The 18,275-nt window shown below is 70.3% G+C and carries 16 protein-coding genes, 1 pseudogene and 1 riboswitch; of the genes and pseudogenes, 3 read left to right on the top strand and 14 right to left on the bottom strand.

What is annotated here, in order from left to right; all coding sequences use genetic code 11:
- Positions 1–48 precede the first annotated feature (48 nt).
- The 9 genes from JIX56_RS04510 to JIX56_RS04550 form a co-directional block, all read right to left on the bottom strand.
- Positions 49–957, bottom strand: coding sequence for a LysR family transcriptional regulator (locus JIX56_RS04510; RefSeq protein WP_257537456.1), 909 nt, complete (start codon positions 955–957; stop codon positions 49–51).
- Between the two features lie 47 nt (positions 958–1,004).
- A complete protein-coding gene (locus JIX56_RS04515; protein ID WP_257537457.1) occupies positions 1,005–2,204 on the bottom strand; it encodes a glycine C-acetyltransferase in 1,200 nt (399 codons plus the stop codon).
- A 27-nt stretch (positions 2,205–2,231) separates the two neighbouring features.
- Positions 2,232–3,260 (bottom strand): L-threonine 3-dehydrogenase, encoded by a 1,029-nt coding sequence (gene tdh, locus JIX56_RS04520; RefSeq protein ID WP_257537458.1) that lies wholly within the window; start codon positions 3,258–3,260, stop codon positions 2,232–2,234.
- 198 nt (positions 3,261–3,458) lie between these two features.
- Positions 3,459–4,016 carry a GAF domain-containing protein gene (locus tag JIX56_RS04525; RefSeq protein WP_257537459.1) on the bottom strand — a complete coding sequence of 186 codons (558 nt, stop codon included), beginning with the start codon at positions 4,014–4,016 and terminating at the stop codon, positions 3,459–3,461.
- Positions 4,013–4,612, bottom strand: coding sequence for a GTP-binding protein (locus tag JIX56_RS04530; RefSeq protein WP_257537460.1), 600 nt, complete (start codon positions 4,610–4,612; stop codon positions 4,013–4,015). Before JIX56_RS04530 ends, JIX56_RS04525 begins: the two co-directional genes overlap by 4 nt.
- Positions 4,590–4,961, bottom strand: a complete 372-nt coding sequence (locus JIX56_RS04535; RefSeq protein ID WP_257537461.1) for a DUF742 domain-containing protein — start codon at positions 4,959–4,961, stop codon at positions 4,590–4,592. Before JIX56_RS04535 ends, JIX56_RS04530 begins: the two co-directional genes overlap by 23 nt.
- Positions 4,962–4,963: 2 nt before the next feature.
- Positions 4,964–5,395: a roadblock/LC7 domain-containing protein gene (locus tag JIX56_RS04540; protein WP_257537462.1), complete on the bottom strand. Its 432-nt coding sequence runs from the start codon at positions 5,393–5,395 to the stop codon at positions 4,964–4,966.
- A gap of 80 nt (positions 5,396–5,475) precedes the next feature.
- A complete protein-coding gene (locus tag JIX56_RS04545) occupies positions 5,476–7,629 on the bottom strand; it encodes an ATP-binding protein (protein WP_257537463.1) in 2,154 nt (717 codons plus the stop codon).
- Between the two features lie 459 nt (positions 7,630–8,088).
- Positions 8,089–9,267, bottom strand: a complete 1,179-nt coding sequence (locus JIX56_RS04550) for an MBL fold metallo-hydrolase (protein ID WP_257537464.1) — start codon at positions 9,265–9,267, stop codon at positions 8,089–8,091.
- A gap of 192 nt (positions 9,268–9,459) precedes the next feature.
- On the opposite strand from JIX56_RS04550, the gene JIX56_RS04555 reads away from it, so the two are divergent.
- Together JIX56_RS04555 and JIX56_RS04560 are read left to right on the top strand one after the other, a co-directional pair.
- Positions 9,460–10,638, top strand: a complete 1,179-nt coding sequence (locus JIX56_RS04555) for a Glu/Leu/Phe/Val dehydrogenase dimerization domain-containing protein (RefSeq protein WP_257537465.1) — start codon at positions 9,460–9,462, stop codon at positions 10,636–10,638.
- Between the two features lie 71 nt (positions 10,639–10,709).
- The gene (locus JIX56_RS04560) at positions 10,710–11,330 is read left to right on the top strand and encodes a TetR/AcrR family transcriptional regulator (RefSeq protein ID WP_257537466.1); all 621 of its coding nucleotides are present in this window, start codon (positions 10,710–10,712) and stop codon (positions 11,328–11,330) included.
- A gap of 226 nt (positions 11,331–11,556) precedes the next feature.
- Here JIX56_RS04560 and JIX56_RS04565 read toward each other — a convergent pair whose 3' ends face one another.
- The 5 genes and pseudogenes from JIX56_RS04565 to JIX56_RS04585 form a co-directional block, all read right to left on the bottom strand.
- On the bottom strand, positions 11,557–12,342 hold the full coding sequence (locus JIX56_RS04565) for an SGNH/GDSL hydrolase family protein (protein ID WP_257537467.1): 786 nt from the start codon (positions 12,340–12,342) through the stop codon (positions 11,557–11,559).
- A gap of 180 nt (positions 12,343–12,522) precedes the next feature.
- Positions 12,523–13,257, bottom strand: coding sequence for a DUF1080 domain-containing protein (locus JIX56_RS04570; RefSeq protein WP_257537468.1), 735 nt, complete (start codon positions 13,255–13,257; stop codon positions 12,523–12,525).
- A gap of 102 nt (positions 13,258–13,359) precedes the next feature.
- Positions 13,360–13,563, bottom strand: a pseudogene (locus JIX56_RS04575) (dihydrofolate reductase family protein); the annotation flags it as partial.
- A gap of 90 nt (positions 13,564–13,653) precedes the next feature.
- Positions 13,654–14,661, bottom strand: a complete 1,008-nt coding sequence (locus tag JIX56_RS04580; protein ID WP_257537469.1) for a M23 family metallopeptidase — start codon at positions 14,659–14,661, stop codon at positions 13,654–13,656.
- A 5-nt stretch (positions 14,662–14,666) separates the two neighbouring features.
- A riboswitch (cyclic di-AMP (ydaO/yuaA leader) is annotated at positions 14,667–14,825 on the bottom strand.
- 302 nt (positions 14,826–15,127) lie between these two features.
- Positions 15,128–17,200, bottom strand: coding sequence for an alpha-galactosidase (locus JIX56_RS04585; protein WP_257537470.1), 2,073 nt, complete (start codon positions 17,198–17,200; stop codon positions 15,128–15,130).
- A 256-nt stretch (positions 17,201–17,456) separates the two neighbouring features.
- Between JIX56_RS04585 and JIX56_RS04590 the strand changes: the two genes are divergently transcribed.
- Positions 17,457–18,254: a tyrosine-protein phosphatase gene (locus tag JIX56_RS04590; protein WP_257537471.1), complete on the top strand. Its 798-nt coding sequence runs from the start codon at positions 17,457–17,459 to the stop codon at positions 18,252–18,254.
- Positions 18,255–18,275: the final 21 nt, after the last annotated feature.

An 18,275-nucleotide genomic window follows, 5' to 3' on the forward strand; every position in this document is an offset into this window, starting at 1 on the left:
CCTTATCATTCCCAGCGCCAACCACGGTCCGATTGATCCCCGGGGCCGTCACTCCGCCGCATCCCCCAGCGCCTCCAGCACCTCCAGCACCGGCCGGATCAGCGGATGCCCCTCCGCGCCCCGGCGTACGGCGGCGAAGACTCGGCGCGTGGGGGCCACTCCGTCGACGGGGCGTACGACGACTCCCGTGAGGTCCATGCCGCGCAGGGCGGAGCGGGGTACGAGGGCGACACCGGCATCGGCGGAAGCGAGGGCGACGACGGCGCGGAAGTCGTCGGAGGAGTGTTCGAGGCGAGGCTGGAAGCCGGCGTTCTCGCAGGCCAGGACCACGACGTCATGGCAGGGGTTGCCGGGGTAGGGGCCGATCCAGGGATCCTTGGCCAGTTCGGCGAGGGGGACCTCGTCGGCGTCGGCCAGGCGGTGGGTGAGCGGGACGACCGCGTCGAAGGGCTCGGCGTACAGCGGGACATGAGTGAGGCGGGGGTCGTCGGCGGCCGGGGCGCCCCGGTACTCGACGGCGACGGCGATGTCGACCTGGCGGTCCAGGACCATCGGGAGACTCGCGTCGCCCTCCGCGTCCTGGACGCGGATGCGGATGCCGGGCGCGGAGTCGGCGAGGCGGGCCAGCGCGGGCGCCACGACCTGGGCGATACCGGTGGCGAAGGAGGCGACCGTGACCGTGCCGGCCGCGCCCGAGCTGTACGCGGCCAGTTCCGCCGCCGCCCGCTCCAGCTGGGCGAGGACCGCGTTGGTGTGGCCGAGCAGGATCTCGCCGGCCGGGGTGAGCCGTACGCCCTTCGCTCCGCGCTCGACCAGTCGGTGGCCCGTCTCCTGTTCCAGGGCGGTCAGCTGCTGGGAGACGGCGGACGGGGTGAGGTACAGCGCGGCGGCAGCCGCCGTCACCGTGCGGTGGTCGGCCACCGCACGGAGGATGTGGAGTCGCCGCGCTTCGATCATGGGATCGATTCTCTCAAATGCCCGCTTTTCCCCTGATGAGGTCCTGCTCAGGCCTCCAGCTCGGCCCGGGCTGCCACGAACGCGTCCACCGCCCGGTCGACGTCCGCCGTCGAGTGCGCGGCGGAGAGCTGGACGCGGATGCGGGCCTGGCCCTGCGGGACGACCGGGTAGGAGAAGCCGATCACGTAGACGCCGCGTTCCAGGAGCAGTTCGGCGAGGCGGCCCGCCGTCGCCGCGTCGCCGATCATGACGGGGGCGATGGGGTGGTCGCCGGGGAGGATGTGGAACCCCTCCTCGGTCATCCGGCTGCGGAACAGCGCGGTGTTCTCGGCGAGGCGGACGCGCAGGTCGTCGGCGGACTCAAGGAGGTCGAGGACCTTAAGGGAGGCCGCCGCGATCACCGGCGCGAGCGTGTTCGAGAAGAGGTACGGGCGGGAGCGCTGGCGCAGCAGGGCGACGATCTCGGCGCGGGCGGCGACGTAACCGCCGGAGGCGCCGCCGAGGGCCTTGCCGAGGGTGCCGGTGATGATGTCGACGCGGTCCATGACGCCGTGCAGTTCGGGGGTGCCCCGGCCGCCGGGGCCGGTGAAGCCGACGGCGTGGGAGTCGTCGACCATGACCATGGCGTCGTGGCGGTCGGCGAGGTCGCAGATCTCGCGGAGCGGGGCCACATAGCCGTCCATGGAGAAGACGCCGTCGGTGACGACCAGCTTCCGGCGGGCACCGCCCTCGGTGGCCTCCTTCAACTGCCGTTCCAGATCGGCGAGATCGCGGTTGGCGTACCGGAAGCGGCGGGCCTTGGACAGGCGGATGCCGTCGATGATCGAGGCGTGGTTGAGGGCGTCGGAGATCACCGCGTCCTCGGGGCCGAGCAGGGTCTCGAAGACGCCGCCGTTGGCGTCGAAGCAGGAGGAGTAGAGGATCGTGTCCTCCTGGCCGAGGAACGCCGACAGCCGGGCCTCCAACTCCTTGTGCACCTCCTGCGTTCCGCAGATGAAGCGGACGGAGGCCATGCCGTAACCCCAGCGGTCGAGGGCGTCGTGGGCGGCGGCGATCACTTCGGGGTGGTCGGCGAGGCCGAGGTAGTTGTTGGCGCAGAAGTTGAGGACCTCGCCGGGGCGGCCGCCGGCGGTGACGGCGACGGCCCTGGACTGCGGGGTACCGATGACCCGCTCCGGCTTGTGCAGACCGGCGGCGCGGATCTCGTCGAGGGTGGTGCGCAGGTCGTCGCGCACGGAGTCGAACATCAGAGAGCTCCTAGGAATCCAGATGACTTACGCGGTCCAGTCGAGGATGACCTTGCCGCCGCTGCCGCTCGCCGCGTCCGCGAACGCCGCCTCGTGATCGTGGTAGCCGTAGCGGCCGGTGATCACGGGGGCGAGGTCGAGTCCGCCTTCCAGGAGCACCGTCATCGCGTACCACGTCTCGAACATCTCGCGGCCGTAGATCCCCTTGATGGTGATCATGGAGGTGACGATCCGGGACCAGTCGACCGGGAACTCCTCGGCGGACAGTCCGAGCATCGCGATCCGGCCGCCGTGCGTCATGTTGGCGATCATGTCGCGCATGGCCTCCGGGCGACCGGACATTTCCAGGCCGATGTCGAAGCCCTCGCGCAGGCCCAACTCCCGCTGTGCGTCGGTGATCCGGGACTCCGTCACATTCAGCGCGAGGCTGACACCGATCTTGCGGGCGAGTTCCAGCCGCTCATCGCTGACATCGGTGATCACGACATTGCGGGCACCCGCGTGGCGGGCCACCGCCGCCGCCATCAGACCGATCGGCCCGGCGCCCGTGATCAGAACGTCCTCCCCGACCAGCGGGAACGACAGCGCGGTGTGCACGGCGTTGCCGAACGGGTCGAAGATGGCCGCGACGTCCAGGTCGACGGGAACGCGGTGCACCCAGACGTTGGACGCGGGCAGCGCCACGTACTCCGCGAAGGCGCCCTGGCGTCCCACGCCCAGGCCGACGGTGGACCGGCACAGATGGCGGCGCCCGGCGAGACAGTTGCGGCACTTGCCGCACACCAGGTGGCCCTCGCCGCTGACCCGGTCGCCGACGTGGATGTCGGCGACGTCACGGCCGGTCCCGACGACCTCGCCGACGAACTCGTGGCCGACCACCAGCGGTGTACGGATGGCCTGTCGGGCCCAGCCGTCCCAGGACCGGATGTGCAGGTCGGTGCCGCAGATGCCGGTCCTGAGGACCTTGATCAGTACGTCGCCGGGGCCGATCCCGGGCTCCGGGACGTCGACGAGCCACAGCCCGGGCTCCGCCTTCTCCTTGACCAGCGCCTTCACGGACGGCTCCTGTGGGGTGAGGTCCCGGCGCGAGGCATGGCGAACGGACCCGTACCGGGGAGAGGGGTGGGATCGCCGATCAATCTGCCGTACGGCGGTACCCCGGGTCCATCGAGGTTTTCTTAACCTCCGCCGCAGCTTTCCTTCACACCTCGCCGAGTCGCGGGATCCGCCATGATGTGCCACCCGCGTCCGGCGTCACGGGAACGCCTCCCGGCCCTCGATCCGCGCGGCCAGTTCCGCGGCCATCGCCTTGATGGTCTCCAGGCCCGCTCTGCCCCAGGGGCGCGGCTGTACGTCGAGGACGCAGATCGTGCCGAGGGCGATGCCCGTGCGGTCGATCAGCGGGGCGCCGAGGTAGGAGCGGATACCGTGGTCGTCGACGACGGGGTTTCCCGCGAACTTCGGGTATTCGCGCACGTCTTCGAGGACGAGGGCCTTGCGGCGGACCACCACATAGGGGCAGAAGCCGTGGTCACGGGCCAGGCGACGATCCGCGCCGAGCACCGCCATGTCGGGCGTCGGCTCCGCCGACACATGCAGGCCCGCGAAGAACTGCCGGTTCTCGTCGATGAAGTTGACCATCGCGTACGGCACCGAGGCGATCTCGGCGAGCCGGTCCGCGAAGGCGTCGAAGGCCGGTTCGGCGTACTCGCCTAGCCCCAGCAGCCGCAGCCGTCCGACGCGCTCGGGGGCGTCCCGGTCCTCGGGGGTGAGCAGCAGCCGGCCGACGGGACGCGGCGGGTCGTACGTCACGTGTGGGCTCCGTGGCTCGGCAGCTGTGCCGGAGTGTGGGCGAGGAGGTGCCGTACGAGGGTGAGCAGGGTCTGTACGCCCGAGCTGGAGATACGGGCGTCGCAGCAGACGACGGGGATCTCCGGGTCGAGGTCGAGGGCCGCGCGGACCTCGTCGGCGTCGTAGCGGAAGGAACCGTCGAACTCGTTGATGGCGACGATGAAGCCGAGGCCGCGCTGCTCGAAGAAGTCGACCGCGGCGAAGCAGTCCTCCAGGCGGCGGGTGTCGGCGAGGATGACCGCGCCGAGGGCCCCTTCGGAGAGTTCGTCCCACATGAACCAGAACCGCTGCTGCCCGGGTGTGCCGAACAGATAGAGCACATGCTGCGGGTCGAGGGTGATGCGGCCGAAGTCCATCGCGACGGTCGTCTCGACCTTGTTCTCGATGCCGTCGAGGTTGTCGGTGGCGGCGCTCACTGTGGTGAGCAGTTCCTCCGTGCTCAGCGGCGCGATCTCGCTCACCGCGCCGACGAAGGTCGTCTTGCCGACCCCGAACCCTCCCGCCACCAGGATTTTGAGTGCGGTGGGGAAGGGGTCAGAGCTGTCGTCGTAGTCCATCGAGCACTGCCTCCAGAAGAGACCGGTCTGTCGGGTTGTGGTGGAAAACCGGGGGCTTGGTGGTGAGTGCGCCGCAGTCGACGAGGTCGGACAGCAGCACCTTGGTGACCGCCGCCGGCAGCTTCAAGTGGGCGGCGACCTCGGCGACCGAGATGGGTGCCCGGCACAGGTCGAGCGCGGTCGCGTGCTCGGGGCCGAGATAGCCGAGGGGGGTCGCCCCGGTGGCCATCACCTGTGAGAGGAGATCGAACGCGGTGGTCGGCCGGGTCCGGCCGTTGATGACGGTGTAGGGGCGTACCAGACGCCCGGCGGCGTCGTCGTACAGGGGTCCGTCGCCGGCCGCGGGCACGCTCAAGGCCTCATCGCGGGGGGTTCGGCGGCTTGACGGGGCTGGGTGACCAGGTAGGGGCGGACGCTCTTGACGAGCATCGCCATCTCGTAGCCGAGGACCGCGGCGTCGGCCTCGCGTCCGGCGAGCACGGCGAGGCAGGTGCCGGAGCCCGCGGTGGAGACGAACAGCAGGGTCGAGGCGAGTTCGACGACGACCTGGCGGACCTCGCCGCCGTCGCCGAAGCGGACGCCCGCGCTGCGTCCGAGGGAGTACAGGCCGGAGGCCAGGGCGGCCATGTGGTCGGCGCTGTCCGGATCGAGGCCGTGGACCGACTTCACGAGCCCGTCGCAGGACAGCAGCACCGCGCTCGTGGTGTGCGGTACGCGCTGCACGAGGCCGCTCATCAGCCAGTCGAGATCGGATACATGGCCGGTCGGCGCATCGCTCGCCATGGTGGATCGACTCCTTGGGGTACGAAGGTCTGCGGGAGCGGAGGGGGTTGGGACCGTGGTGAAGGGGGTGAGGGGGGTGGTCATCCGGCCGGTGTGCTCCCGTCCTGCCGGGGCGTGAGGTCGTGTGCCGCGTCGAGGGCCGACGGCGGTACGGCTATGGGGGCGACGCCCCTGGGGTGTCCGCCCAGGGGCTGGGTGGCGTCCTTGTGGGGCGCGTCCATGTGGGCCAGCTCCATGTGGAGCGCGTCCGTACGGCCCGTGCCCCCACGTGACGTCGGGGCCGGGTAGCCCGTGTCCAACGGGCCGGTGTCGATGCGGGACGCGGCGTCGGGGGCGGGGGGTGTGAGGTCCATGGAGGGCGTGTCGAGTGTGGAGGTGTCCCAGTCGGAGCTCTCCATCTGGCGGGCCTCGGCGAGTCCGATGCCGCGTTGGAAGGCGGCCATCAGGCCGGGGTCGTGGCCGATGTAGTGATCGGGGTCCTGGCGGGGCATGGGCACGGGGCCGCCGCGGAGCTGGGGCACGATGTGCTGCTGGGCGCGGCGGCGCGGCAGTTGGGGCTTGCCCATGGTGCCGCGTACGGCGCCGCCGACACGTGGGGTCGGGGGTGTCGCGGTGTTCTCCGCGACGGTCCGCCGGTCGTCGGGGCGGATGCCGGGCACGGCCTCGGCCGGGTTGGGCCGCTCGTCACGGGCGCCGCGCACGGGCAGCGGGGCCGGACCGCCGCTGCCTCTGCCCGGTCCCTGCTGGCCGCCGGACCGGCCCGGCCCCTGCTGCCGGGGCACGGAGGCACGTGCCGGGCTAGGGGCGGACCGGTGGCCGGGCTCGTGGCGCGCGGGTGCCGGCCGTCCGGAGCGGTCGCTCGCGGGCCGGGCGGTCCGGTCGGCCGTCGAGCGGTCGGCCGGCCCGGGTGCGGACGCCCGCTGGGCAGGGGCGGGTTGGGCGTGGCGGGGCCCGGCGGTCGGACGTCGTACGCCGCTGGTCTGCTGGGCGTGCGGCTGGGACTGCGGTACGTCGCCGGGAATGCCCGGTTCGCTGCCGAGCAGGCCCTGGGGGACGACGAACGCGGCCTGGACACCGCCGTAGATGTTGGTCTGGAGGCGGACCTGGATGCCGTGGCGGCGGGCCAGTTGGGAGACCACGAAGAGGCCGATGCGGCCGTCCTGGAGGAGGCTGGCGACGTTCACCTGGTCGGGGTCGGCGAGCAGGGCGTTCATCTTGTTCTGTTCGGTGACGGGCATGCCGAGGCCTCGGTCCTCGACCTCGACGGCGAGCCCGGAGGTCACGAGGTTGGCGCGGAGCAGCACCTGGGTGTGCGGGGCGGAGAACACCGTGGCGTTCTCGACGAGTTCGGCGAGGAGGTGGATGACGTCGGCGACGGCGTGGCCGCGCAGGGTGCCGTCGACCGGGGGGACCAGCTTGACCCGGGAGTACTGCTCGACCTCGGCGATCGCGGAGCGCAGCACCTCGGTCATGGAGACGGGGTTGCTCCACTGGCGGCGGGAGACGGCGCCGCCGAGGACGGCGAGGTTCTCGGCGTGGCGGCGGATGCGGGTGGCGAGGTGGTCGACGTGGAAGAGGCCCTTGAGGAGGTCCGGGTCCTCGATCTCGTTCTCCAGGTCGTCCAGGATCGAGATCTCGCGCTGCACCAGGGACTGGAGCCGCCGCGCCAGGTTCACGAAGACTTCGAGCTTCTGTTCGCTGCCCGCGTGGCTGGAGAGCTGGGAGGCCTGGACGACGGCGGTGACGGCCCTGTCGTGGGCGCGGGCCAGGTCGGCGGTGAGCAGTTCGAAGTCGTCGGCGTCCGCGGCGGGCTTGGCGCGCGGTCCTCGCGCGGGCGGCTGGTCGCCGCGCCGGAGCGCGTCGACGAGCGCGCGCAGGTCGTCCTCGCTCTTGGTGCTGACCTGGCGGAGGGCGGCCAGGCGTTCGCGTACGGACTTGGCGGTGCGGCCGGCGGCCACGGCGGCGATCACGATGCCGGCGAGGGCCACCAGAGCGGTTCCACCGAGTACCGCCCACAGGGTGAGGCTGAAGCGGGCTCCGCCGGCCCGGACGGTGAAGAGCACGGCGGCGCAGGCGCTGAGGGCCACGGCGGTGGGGGGCAGGACCGCGAGGCGCAGCAGCTGTGGCCGTATGTGGATCTCGGGCAGCGAGGGGACGGCGCGGGTGGCCGATCGCCCGTGCCGCCCGCCCTCACGGCGGTCTGCGCGTGCGGCCGGTGCGCGAAGGTGAGACATCAGCGTCCTCGTACTGGTCCGTCTGGGGTGTGGGGGGGGTGCCGCGGCTGGGCGACTTGGGCATGCGCCATCGCGTGTCGGTCGTGAGAGTCGAAGAATTCGGCCCAGCGTCGTCCGACGGCAACTCACAGTAGTCGCCAACGCGTCACGTGCGGTGCGCAGTTGACAAAGACCTCCGGAATGCGTCCCGCTCTGGTATGAGGGTTCGTACGACAGGCCGATAATTCTTCGGACGCATGTTCCTGTCGGATTCTTTTTACGGCCGAATTTTGATCAGAGCTGCTCAGAACGGGTCGATAACAAACGGCCGGGGCCGGAGAGCAATGTGCTCTCCGGCCCCGGCCGTCAATCCAGAAATCACCCTGTCGGGAGAATTCTCGACCTGTTTACGGTGTCGGTCACCACCGAGGGCGTCAACTCACCGCCAACAGGTCCGTCAGCTCTCCGCCAACAGGTCCGTCAGCTCTCCGCCACCAGGTCCAGTTGCTCGCCCACCGGCGGCCACGCGGCCCAGCCGCCGACCGGCTGCTGGGAGACGGCACGCCACCAGGGGTTCACCGGCGGTGTGTTCTTCGGCTCGAACGGCTCCCCCGGCTGCGGCGCGGCCATCGTCACCCCCGCGCCGTGCGTGGCCCACATCATGCGCTCGCCCGGCTCGGCCCAGGCGTGCATCGCCAGGTTGAACGTCGCCCAGTGGATCGGCATCATCACGCCGCCGAGCCCGCCGCCCTGGAGGTCGAGGTGGGTCTGCAGCCCCTCCTCGGGAGTCATATGGATGTCGGGCCAGAACTCCGAATAGGCACCGACCTGGATCATGGTGATGTCGAACGGGCCGTGCTCGGCGCCGATGTCCTGGAAGCCCTCGAAATACCCGGTGTCGCCGCTGTGGTAGATCCGGTGCTCGTCGCCGGCGACGACCCAGGAGGCCCACAGCGTGTGCTGGGTGTTGCGCAGGCCACGCCCGCAGAAGTGCCGGGCGGGGGTGGCGGTCAGGGTGAGTCCGCCGATCTTCGTCGCCTCCTGCCAGTCCAGCTCACGGATGCGGTCCGCGGAGACGCCCCAGTGCTCCAGATGGGCGCCCACACCGAGGGGGACGGCGAAGACCGTGTCCGTGCCGGCCAGCTCCTTGATCGTGGGCATGTCCAGGTGGTCGTAGTGGTCGTGCGAGATGACGACGACGTCGAGCGGGCCGAGCGCGGCCAGCGGCACCGGGACGGGGTGCAGCCGCTTGGGCCCGGCGAAGGCGAACGGGGAGCAGCGCTCGCCCCAGACGGGGTCGAAGAGCACCCGGTGCCCGTCGATCTCGGCGAGCACACTGGAGTGCCCCATCCAAGTGATCCGCAGACCGCTCGCCGGGGGCCTGGCCAGGTCGGCGAGGGTCGTGGAGTGAACGGGAATCAGCCCGGCCGGGGCACGTCTGACGCGCTCGTCCTTGCGGAAGTAGCTCTTCGCCATCGCCGCCGCGGCGCTGCCGGAGGGGCGGACCTGGGCGCCCACGGGGTTCACGAAGACCCCGTTCGCGAAGTGCGGGGATCTACGGATCCGCTCCAGCCGGGCACCGCTCGGGTCCGCGCCGAAGGCGGCGGGCCGCGCTGCGCGCAGCCCCGAGCTCAGAGAACGGGATCCGGAACCGGACACGGCACCTCCTGGTGGATTCGCTCAGGCATCCCATTATGGTCCGCCCCTCTGACAGCGCCGGTCCAACCCGTCACTGCGCGATGCAATACTGACCAACTATTCAGTTGATCCATTTGTTCCCCCACCTTCGCCCTCTCCCCCTCTCCACACTTCCTCCCCAATCCGCTGCCTCAGGCCACCCCGAGGAGTCCCATGACCGCCCCCTTCATGTCGCTGACCTGGATCGACCACGTCACGGGTCAGCGGGGCTTCCTCGTCGTGGACCGGCTGGTGCGCGGTGTCTCCAGCGGCGGACTGCGGATGAGGCCGGGCTGCACGCTCGACGAGGTGGCCGGACTCGCCCGTGGCATGACCATGAAGGAAGCGCTGCACTACGACCCCGAGGGCCGCTACATCCCGCTCGGCGGCGCCAAGGGCGGCATCGACTGCGACCCCCGGGACCCGCAGGCGTACGGCGTCCTGGTGCGCTACCTCCGCGCGATGCGCCCGTACATCGAGACGTTCTGGACGACCGGCGAGGACCTCGGACTCACCCAGGACCTGGTGGACCGGGCGGCCACCGAGGCGGGCCTCGTATCGACGATCCAGGCCGTCTACCCCCTCCTGGACGACGAGCGGACGGCCCGCCAACGGCTCACGGACGCCTTCCAGGTCCAGGTGGACGGCATCGGCCTGGACGAGCTGGTCGGCGGCTGCGGAGTCGCCGAGTCGGTCCTCACGGCCCTGGACCGGGCCGGGTTGCCGTACGCCGGGACACGGGTCGCCGTGCAGGGCCTGGGCACCATGGGCGGAGCCACCGCCCGCTTCCTCGCGCGCGCCGGGCTCACGATCGTCGCCGTCGCCGACATCAAGGGCACCATCACCAACCCCGCCGGCCTGGACGTCGAGGCACTGCTCGCCGCCCGCGACACATACGGCACGGTCGACCGCTCAGTCCTCCGTCCGGACGACCACGAGGCTCCCGGCGACATCTGGCTCGCCACCGACGTGGACGTCCTCGTCCCCGCGGCCGTCTCGTACACGATCGACACCGCCAACCAACAGCACATCACCGCCCGGCTGATCGTGGAGGCGGCCAACATGCCCGTTCTGCCGGAAGCCGAGGAACTGCTCGCCGCGCGCCGGGTCACCGTTCTGCCGGACGTCGTGGTCAACTCCGCCACGAACGCCTGGTGGTGGTGGACCCTGTTCGGCGACATCGGCCCCACCGCCGACGCGGCGTTCACCCACACCCGCCGCTCCATGCGCGCCCTGGTCGACCTGATGCTCTCCCGCGCCGAGACCGACGGCACGACCCCCCGGGCGGCCGCCCACGCCGTCGTCGCCGACCGGCTGCCGGTGATCGCGGAACGGTTCGGCTGGTACCGCTGACGGCTTCCGGCCCGGTCCGGGGTGGCTCGAGGACCACAGTGGTCACCGGCGGGCGTAGGTAGGGTTGCCGCGTGGGCAGGGTGCGGTTGAGTGTGGCCGAGCGGCGTGAAGAGCTGCTCCGCGCCGCCATCGAGCAGATCGAGGAGCGGGGCGTCGCGGCGGTGCGGATCGCCGACGTGGCCGCCGTCCTCGGGGTGAGCAACGCCCTGGTGCTCTACCACTTCTCGACCAAGGAACGACTGGTCGCCGAGGCGTTCCGGTACGCGGCCGAGGACGACCTCGCCCACCTGGGCAAGCTGCTGGGCCGCCGCACGACCGCACTGCGCCGGCTCAGAACAGCCGTCCGCTGGTACGCCCCCACCGGCCAGGCGAAGGGCTGGCGGCTCTGGATCGAGGGCTGGGCGGTGTCCCTGCGCGAACCCGCCCTCCGCGAGGTCACCCGCGACCTGGACACACAGTGGAAGGCCGCACTCACCGAGGTCATCGAAGCCGGTGTGGCGGCCGCCGAGTTCCACTGCCCGGACCCACCGGCGACAGCCCTGCGTCTCACCGCCCTCCTGGACGGCCTGGCCGTACAGATGACGGCCTACCACGGAGCCGTCTCCCGCGCCCGCGCCCAGGAGTGGGCCGACGAGGCCCTGGCCCGCGAACTGGGCCTGGACCGCGAAGCCCTGACAGCAGCGACTCGCTGAGCCGGACAAACAGCCACCCGCCCGCATGCATGCCACGACTGCGTACCGCCCGCAAGACGGCGGAAGTTGGCCGTGCCGGTGCGTCGAGCCCGTCGCACACAGCGGCCCGGGGAACTCCACACCGTCGGATCCCGGGCCGCAGGGCACCCGGCGACGGGCTGACGCACCGGCACGGCCCCGGCCCCAGACGACCCCGCAGGCGCCCCACCGTCCGCGGCGGCTCAGCTCAAGCCACCGACTCGATCCGCATCTTGATGTCGTCCGGCGACAGATGCCCCTTCGCCGACACATGGTCCCCGGAGGACTCCCCGCGCAGCCGCCGCCCGATCCACGGCACCAGATACTCCCGCGCCCACTGGATGTTGTCGCGACGCATCTCGAACGTGCCGCGCGGCGGCAGCGGAGGCCACGGCTGGTCGGGATCGGCCGGGATGTCGACGCCGAGCACCTGTCCGGCACGCAGCGCGACCCGGGTGTGCCCCTCGGGCGAGAGATGCAGCCGGTCGCCGTCCCAGGCCCGCCGGTCCTGGATGGTCTTGAGGGACCACAGGTCCAGTACGGGGCAGCCGTACCGGTCGGCGATGGCCCGCACATGCCCGTTGTACGTGGCGATCTTGCCACGCAGATGCCGGAGCACAGGCACATCGCGCGTATCGAACCCGGTGGTCACCATGACGGTGCCGATGGCCGAGGTGAGCGTCGAGACCGCCCGCTCGAAGCGCTCGGCGACCTCGTCGGGGTCGGTGCCGGGCCGGATGATGTCGTTGCCGCCCGCGCAGAAGGAAATGAGATCCGGCGCGAGCTCCAGCGCGCGCGGCACCTGGTCCTCGACGACCTGGTCGAGGAGTTTCCCGCGCACGGCGAGGTTGGTGTAGTCGAAGTCGCCCTCTGGCACCCGGTCCGCGAGAAGCACCGCGAACCGGTCGGCCCAGCCGACGAACCGCCCATCGGGCCCGGGGTCGCCGACGCCCTCGGTGAAGCTGTCCCCCACCGCCACGTACGACCCGATCATTGATCTGCTGTCATTCGAATCGTCTGCCACATCGGCCCATGATTCACCTTCCGATGTGACCTACGCGACCGTAATAAGGGGTTGACGGACGGTGAGATAGACCACGTGTCAAGTATTGGTCAACCCGGAATACAGCAGGTCGGGATGGGGACCCACCGCCACCCCGACCCCTTCGACCACTCAGCGGCCACCGACCGATCTCCACACCCGGAAGCCCTCGATCCGGAAGTGACTCCACGTGGTCCGGAAGGCGAAATGCCCACCCGTGTACGGGTCGGGATCGGCGTAGTCGAACACGAGCCGCCCGTTGTTCCACCACCGCACGGTGGACCCGTCCGAGACGATCCGCACACGATTCGGCTCGTTCGCGACGAGCAGCGGCTCGGTGTAGTCGTAGATCAGCGGCCGAACGCCCGCCTCACCGACGTACCGGCGCAGCCGCGTCGTGGTGTTGTAGTTGGCCCCGTAGCCGGAGTAGTACGTCTTCAGATAGTCGTACTCGGCAAGCGCACCGCCGCGCGGAGTGGCGAAGAGATCGTCGGGCGACCGCACGTCGACGGCGTTCCAGAAGTTGTTGAGATCGGAGACCCGATCATTGACGCCACCCTCGGAGACCGGGGTGGCCGTGTACTCGATGACGTACGGCCCTTCCAGCCTCCGCTTGAACCACACCGTCGCCCCGGCCGGCACATCCACCTCCAGCACCCCACGCGAGGCCGTGACCGCACCGCCCTTCTCCAACTCCACGGCCCACTGCCCGAGTCCGTGCCGGAAGTCGTCCGCCGCGATCAGCCGACCGCGGCGGGGACGCGGGGACGCACTCGTGCTCGACCTCGCGTTCGCGACCGTGGCCGGGGCGAATGCCGCGAGAGCGGCACCGGCCGCGAGGACTCCGAAGGCTCTGCGAGTGGTCATGACGCTCCTTCTGTTCGCTTGCGGATCACTGTGTCCTCACCGTCGCACGACTGTCGAGACTTCGATCCACGAAGCGGTACTTGAGATGGGAGGCGAGGGGTGTCCGAGGAGCGCGGGCACCACATGCAACTGCAGCTCGTCGATGAGCCCCTCCTCGAGGTACGGCCGTACCGTGCTCGCCCCGCCCGCGATGTCGGCGCTCCTGTCCCCGGCGGCGGCCTTCGCCTGGGCGAGGGCGCTGTGGATGCCGTCGGTGACGAAGGTGAAGGTGGTGCCGCCCCCCTTGACTCGGGACAGGCGCATTCGGCATCGGCGACCCGCGCAGTGGTCGTCGGCCGACGACGAAGGCCGGACCCCGGGGATCATGGGGTCCGGCCTACGTGGAACGGCGGTGCGTCAGACGCTGACGCCCTTCGACCGCAGGTACGCCAGCGGGTCGATGTCCGCACCGTAATTGGGGGTGGTGCGGATCTCGAAGTGCAGGTGCGGCCCGGTGACGTTGCCGGTCGCGCCGGAGAGGCCGATCTGCTGGCCGCCGCTCACGGACTGGCCCGCGGAGACGGAGATCGAGGACAGATGGGCGTACTGGGCGTAGTAGCCGTCGGCGAGCTTGATGACGACCTGGTTGCCGTACGCGCCGCCCCAGTCGGCGGAGACGACGGTGCCCGCGCCCACGGCCTTGAGGCTGGTCCCGGTCGGGGCCACGAAGTCGACGCCGGTGTGGTAGCCGCTGGACCACATGCTGCCGGCGGTCTTGTACGCGGTGCCGACGGTGGCGCCCTGGATGGGCACGCTGAAGCCTGAGCTGTTGGACGACGAGGACTGGCCGCTCGACGTGGAGGTCGACGCCTGGGTGTCCTTCGCCTCCGTCGTCTCCTTCGCCGAGGAGTCGGAGGACTTCGACGACTGGGAGGGCTTCGAGGACTGCGACGACTGGGTCTTCGTCGACGACTCCGGTGTACCGCTCGACGCGGCCCGGGCGCCGATGCTGAGCTTGAGGCCCGGGTGGATGAGCGACGGGTCGGAGCCGATCGCCGCACGGTTGTCCGAGTAGAGCCGCTTCCAGCCGCCCTCGACGTCCTGCTCGTCCGCGATCTTCGCGAGGTAGTCGCCGACCTTCACCGAGTAGGTCTTGGCCGCCGCCTTCTTGGTGGCGGTCCTCTCCGCCTGCGCGGCCTTCTCGGCCTGCTCCATCCGCGCGCTCGCCTCGGCCGTGGCCTTCTCGGCGGCGATCGTGGCCGTCTTCTCCGAAACACCGGAAACGGCGGCCGTCGGGGTCGCGGCATGAGCGCCTGCGGCTCCGATCAGCGGCAGTGCGAGCGCCGCGCCCCCGGTCCCTGCGGCGGCGATGGAGCGGGTGAAACGCTGGGACTTCGGACGGCGGTGCTTACCCTTCGCGGGCATGGGCGAATTCCTCTCCGGCGCCTGCGAGGTGAGCTGTCGGGTGCGGACTGGAGATGCCCGGCCGTGCTTGCGCACGGCTTAACCCCTAGCCGTTCCGGAGACCGGAACAGGCGGTAATTCCTGTGGGTCCCCCGCTCCTGCCGTGGATCAGGTCGGTACGCGGCTCCGGTCGGCGGCAGGATTGGGCGTCCGTCCGGATTGACGCCGAACGTAAGCGACTTGTGCCCACAGAGACAACCATTGGGACTTCCTGTGCGTCTTCCTCCCTGATCCTTACATCAATTCATGATTACGCTCCGTAAAAGACCGTCCTTCGGCATTTTGCAACCGCCCTGGAAACACATACGAATTACGTGAACATGACGGCAACGGAACGTCACGAATATGACGCTGCTCACCCACCTACGGCCCAGTAGGCTTTATTCCGGGGCTTGTTGGAATTACAGCTCTATTTCGGACAGTTCACTCAAGTGCGACGCAGGCGGATAACTGTCGCATCGAAGTCACCGCGCAGCCCCGTCCGCAGCCCGTGATGCAACAGCACCGCACCTCGGTGCATTTCGCCCGTTTCGCGGCACTCATACGTTTCTGCCGGGTCGAGGCCTCGCAGCCGGAGCGGCGCGAGCGGCTCGCCGTAATGCTGGGCCTGGAGCCAGGCCAGGACGACGACCTCGTCGCCATGGACGTACTGCACGGCGCTCAGCCCTCCCGTCGGCGGCCTCAGCCGATAGAGGTCGCCGCGCTGCACGACCGGCCGGATCTCCTTGTACAGCTCCACCCAGTCCCGCGCCTCGGCCAGCTCCTCCTCGGTCCACTCGGTGAGGTCGCCGCCGACGCCGAGCACCCCCGCCATGGCACTGACGAAGCGGAAGCGCAGCGAGCTGACCCGGCCGTTGAGCTGATTGTTCGGGCTGTCGGTGACCCAGGCGGCCATGATCCGGGCCGGGTGGACCTGACTGAAGCCGTGCTGGATGGCGAGCCGGTCGAGCGGGTCGGTGTTGTCCGAGGTCCACACCTGGTCCGTCCGCGCCATCACCCCGAGGTCGATACGACCGCCGCCGCCCGAGCAGGACTCGAACGCCACCCCCGGGTGCGCGGCCCGCAGCCGGTCCAGCAAGGCGTAGAAAGCGTGCACGTGCTCGACCCACAGCTTCTGCGGGTACGGCTCACCGGGCCAGCCGGCATCCGTGAAGCAGCGGTTGAAGTCCCACTTCACATAGTCGATCGGCGCGCTGGAGAGGAGCCCGTTCAACTGCTCCCAGAGATATTCCTGAACATCCTCGCGCGCGAGATTGAGTACGAGCTGATTGCGCAGCTCCGTCCGCTTTCGTCCCGGTTGGAACTGGGCCCATTCGGGGTGCGACCGGTACAACTCGCTGTCCGGATTGACCATCTCGGGCTCGACCCAGATACCGAACTGCATACCGAGGGCGTGCACATAGTCGGCGAGCGGCGTCAGCCCCTTCGGGAAGCGGTCGGGGTTGGGGGTCCAGTCACCGAGCCCGGCCCGGTCACTGGTGCGCGTCCCGAACCAGCCGTCGTCCACCACGAACAGCTCGACCCCCATGGCCGCCGCCCGCCGCGCGAGCGTCCCCTGCTGCTCCTCCGAGATGTCGAACTCGGTGGCTTCCCAGGAGTTGAAGAGCACCGGCCGGTCCTGATCCGCGTCCGGGATGACGTACGTCCGCTGGTACGTGTGCCAGGCGCGGCTCGCCCCGCCGAAGCCGCCGTCGCTCCACAGGCCGGCGAAGAGCGGCGTGGTGAACGTCTCGCCCGTCTCCAGCCGCAGCAGACCGGACTCGTCGTATCCGGCGCCCCCGGTGATCTGCACGCGCGCGTCCGGGAGTTGGGCGACCGCGATCCGCCAGGACCCCGACCAGCCGAGGGCGCAGCCGTAGACCTCGCCGCGCTCCTCGGTGGCGTCGGTGTCGAGGGCGACCCAGGGCAGATGCTGGTGCCCGGTGTGGCCGCGCCGACTGCCGATGACCTTCTCGCCGTAGGTGAGGTCCCCGCGCACGAGCCGGGACTCGGCCGCCCATCGCCCGTGCAGCTGGGACAGCCGCCAGGCCTCCTCGCGCCGCGGCAGCGTCCAGGTCGCCGAGTCGGCCCGCAGCAGCTCCACCGCCGGTCCTTCATTGGCGAGGGTCACCCAGCGCTCGATCACGTCGTCGCGCATCCGGTAGTGCAGGGTGATGCCGAGGCCGTCGTCGGTGAACCGCAGCCGCAGCTCGTCGCCGTCGGCCTCGTACTCCTGGAAGGTCCACTCGGTGCCGCGCCGCTCGTCCGTGCGCACGGAGAGGGCGGGGCGGGTGAAGCGGGGGCCGCCCTCGACGGGGTACTCCTCGTGCCCGTCGACCGGGGCCTCGAACGGCCAGTACGGCAGCTGCTGCCGGCCGGCCAGTTCCTCGGCGTCGGCGAGTGCGATCCGGGGACCCCAGTGCAGATGCAGCAGCTCGTCATTCTCCGTGAGCCGCAGGGCATAGCTGCTCCTGGGCCCCGTAAGAAGCCAGGTACGGCCTTCGGCGCCGATTTCCAACATCAGGTTCCCCACAGATTCGAACAGGTGCGATCGGGCTTCAACATCATCGCAGGTCGCCGCAGGCGCTCACGGCACCTGTGGACAACTGCCGACGGGGCCTTCGCGACACCTGTGGACAACTGCCGCGGGCCGTGCCGCGGCCCCTGTGGACAACTCATTGGCGTACGCACCCATGTCGTATCGTCGAGGGCGCGCCTCGGTGCCGAGTGCGTGCCCGTCGACGATCGGCGCCGGCGGCCGGATGGGAGGAGCCCCAGTGACGCAGCAGGTCCCGTCGACCGAGCCCGAGCTGACCGGAGTGCGCAACTTCCGCGATGTGGGCGGTCTGCCGACCGTGGACGGCCGTCGGGTGCGCCACGGGGTGCTGTTCCGCAGTGGTCACCTCGCGCACGCCACCGACGAGGACACCGCGTTCCTGGCCTCCCTCGGCCTGCACACGGTCTTCGACTTCCGCAACGCGGCCGATCAGAAGCTGGAGGGCCCGGATGTCGAGTTGCCCGGCGTGCTCAATGTGAATCTGCCGCTCAGCGACCCCGCGGACGGCGCCGAGTTCTGGAAGATGGTCCGCGACGGCGATCTGGACCAGCTGCGTGCGCTGCTCGACGACGGCAAGGCGGCCGGCCGGATGATCGCCTCCTACCGGACGATCATCAAGGACCGCACGGCCGAGCACTCCCGTGTGCTGCACGCGCTGGCCGAGGACAGCGTGCCCGCGCTGATGCACTGCGCGGCGGGCAAGGACCGAGCGGGCCTCTCCATCGCCATCACCCTCCTCACCCTGGGCGTCGAGCGCGAGGCCATCGTCGCCGACTACCTGGAGTCGAACGCCAAGCACCGCCGTTACAAGGTGCACCGCAGCAGCACCTCCGCGAGCGCCTACTCCCCGGAGGTCATGGAGCTCCTGAGCCCGCTGTTCGACGCCCGCGCCGAGTACCTCCAGACGGCCTTCGACACGGTCGAGGAGACCTGGGGTGATGTGGACACCTATCTGGAGCAGGGCCTGAAGATGACCCCGCAGACCCGGGAGCGGCTGCGCGAGCGACTGCTCGACTAGGCGACCGGCCCACGCGGACCA

This window comes from Streptomyces sp. CA-210063 (assembly GCF_024612015.1).
Taxonomy (GTDB): Bacteria; Actinomycetota; Actinomycetes; order Streptomycetales; family Streptomycetaceae; genus Streptomyces.

Excerpts from the sequence above, each read along its gene's own strand:
- JIX56_RS04540 (WP_257537462.1), bottom strand. The coding sequence starts at position 5,395 with ATGGCGAGCGATGCGCCGACCGGCCATGTATCCGATCTCGACTGGCTG.
- JIX56_RS04585 (WP_257537470.1), bottom strand. The coding sequence starts at position 17,200 with ATGTTGGAAATCGGCGCCGAAGGCCGTACCTGGCTTCTTACGGGGCCC.
- JIX56_RS04510 (WP_257537456.1), bottom strand. The coding sequence starts at position 957 with ATGATCGAAGCGCGGCGACTCCACATCCTCCGTGCGGTGGCCGACCAC.
- JIX56_RS04570 (WP_257537468.1), bottom strand. The coding sequence starts at position 13,257 with ATGACCACTCGCAGAGCCTTCGGAGTCCTCGCGGCCGGTGCCGCTCTC.
- JIX56_RS04530 (WP_257537460.1), bottom strand. The coding sequence starts at position 4,612 with ATGGACTACGACGACAGCTCTGACCCCTTCCCCACCGCACTCAAAATC.
- JIX56_RS04515 (WP_257537457.1), bottom strand. The coding sequence starts at position 2,204 with ATGTTCGACTCCGTGCGCGACGACCTGCGCACCACCCTCGACGAGATC.
- JIX56_RS04565 (WP_257537467.1), bottom strand. The coding sequence starts at position 12,342 with ATGATCGGGTCGTACGTGGCGGTGGGGGACAGCTTCACCGAGGGCGTC.
- JIX56_RS04580 (WP_257537469.1), bottom strand. The coding sequence starts at position 14,661 with ATGCCCGCGAAGGGTAAGCACCGCCGTCCGAAGTCCCAGCGTTTCACC.
- JIX56_RS04545 (WP_257537463.1), bottom strand. The coding sequence starts at position 7,629 with ATGTCTCACCTTCGCGCACCGGCCGCACGCGCAGACCGCCGTGAGGGC.
- JIX56_RS04555 (WP_257537465.1), top strand. The coding sequence starts at position 9,460 with ATGACCGCCCCCTTCATGTCGCTGACCTGGATCGACCACGTCACGGGT.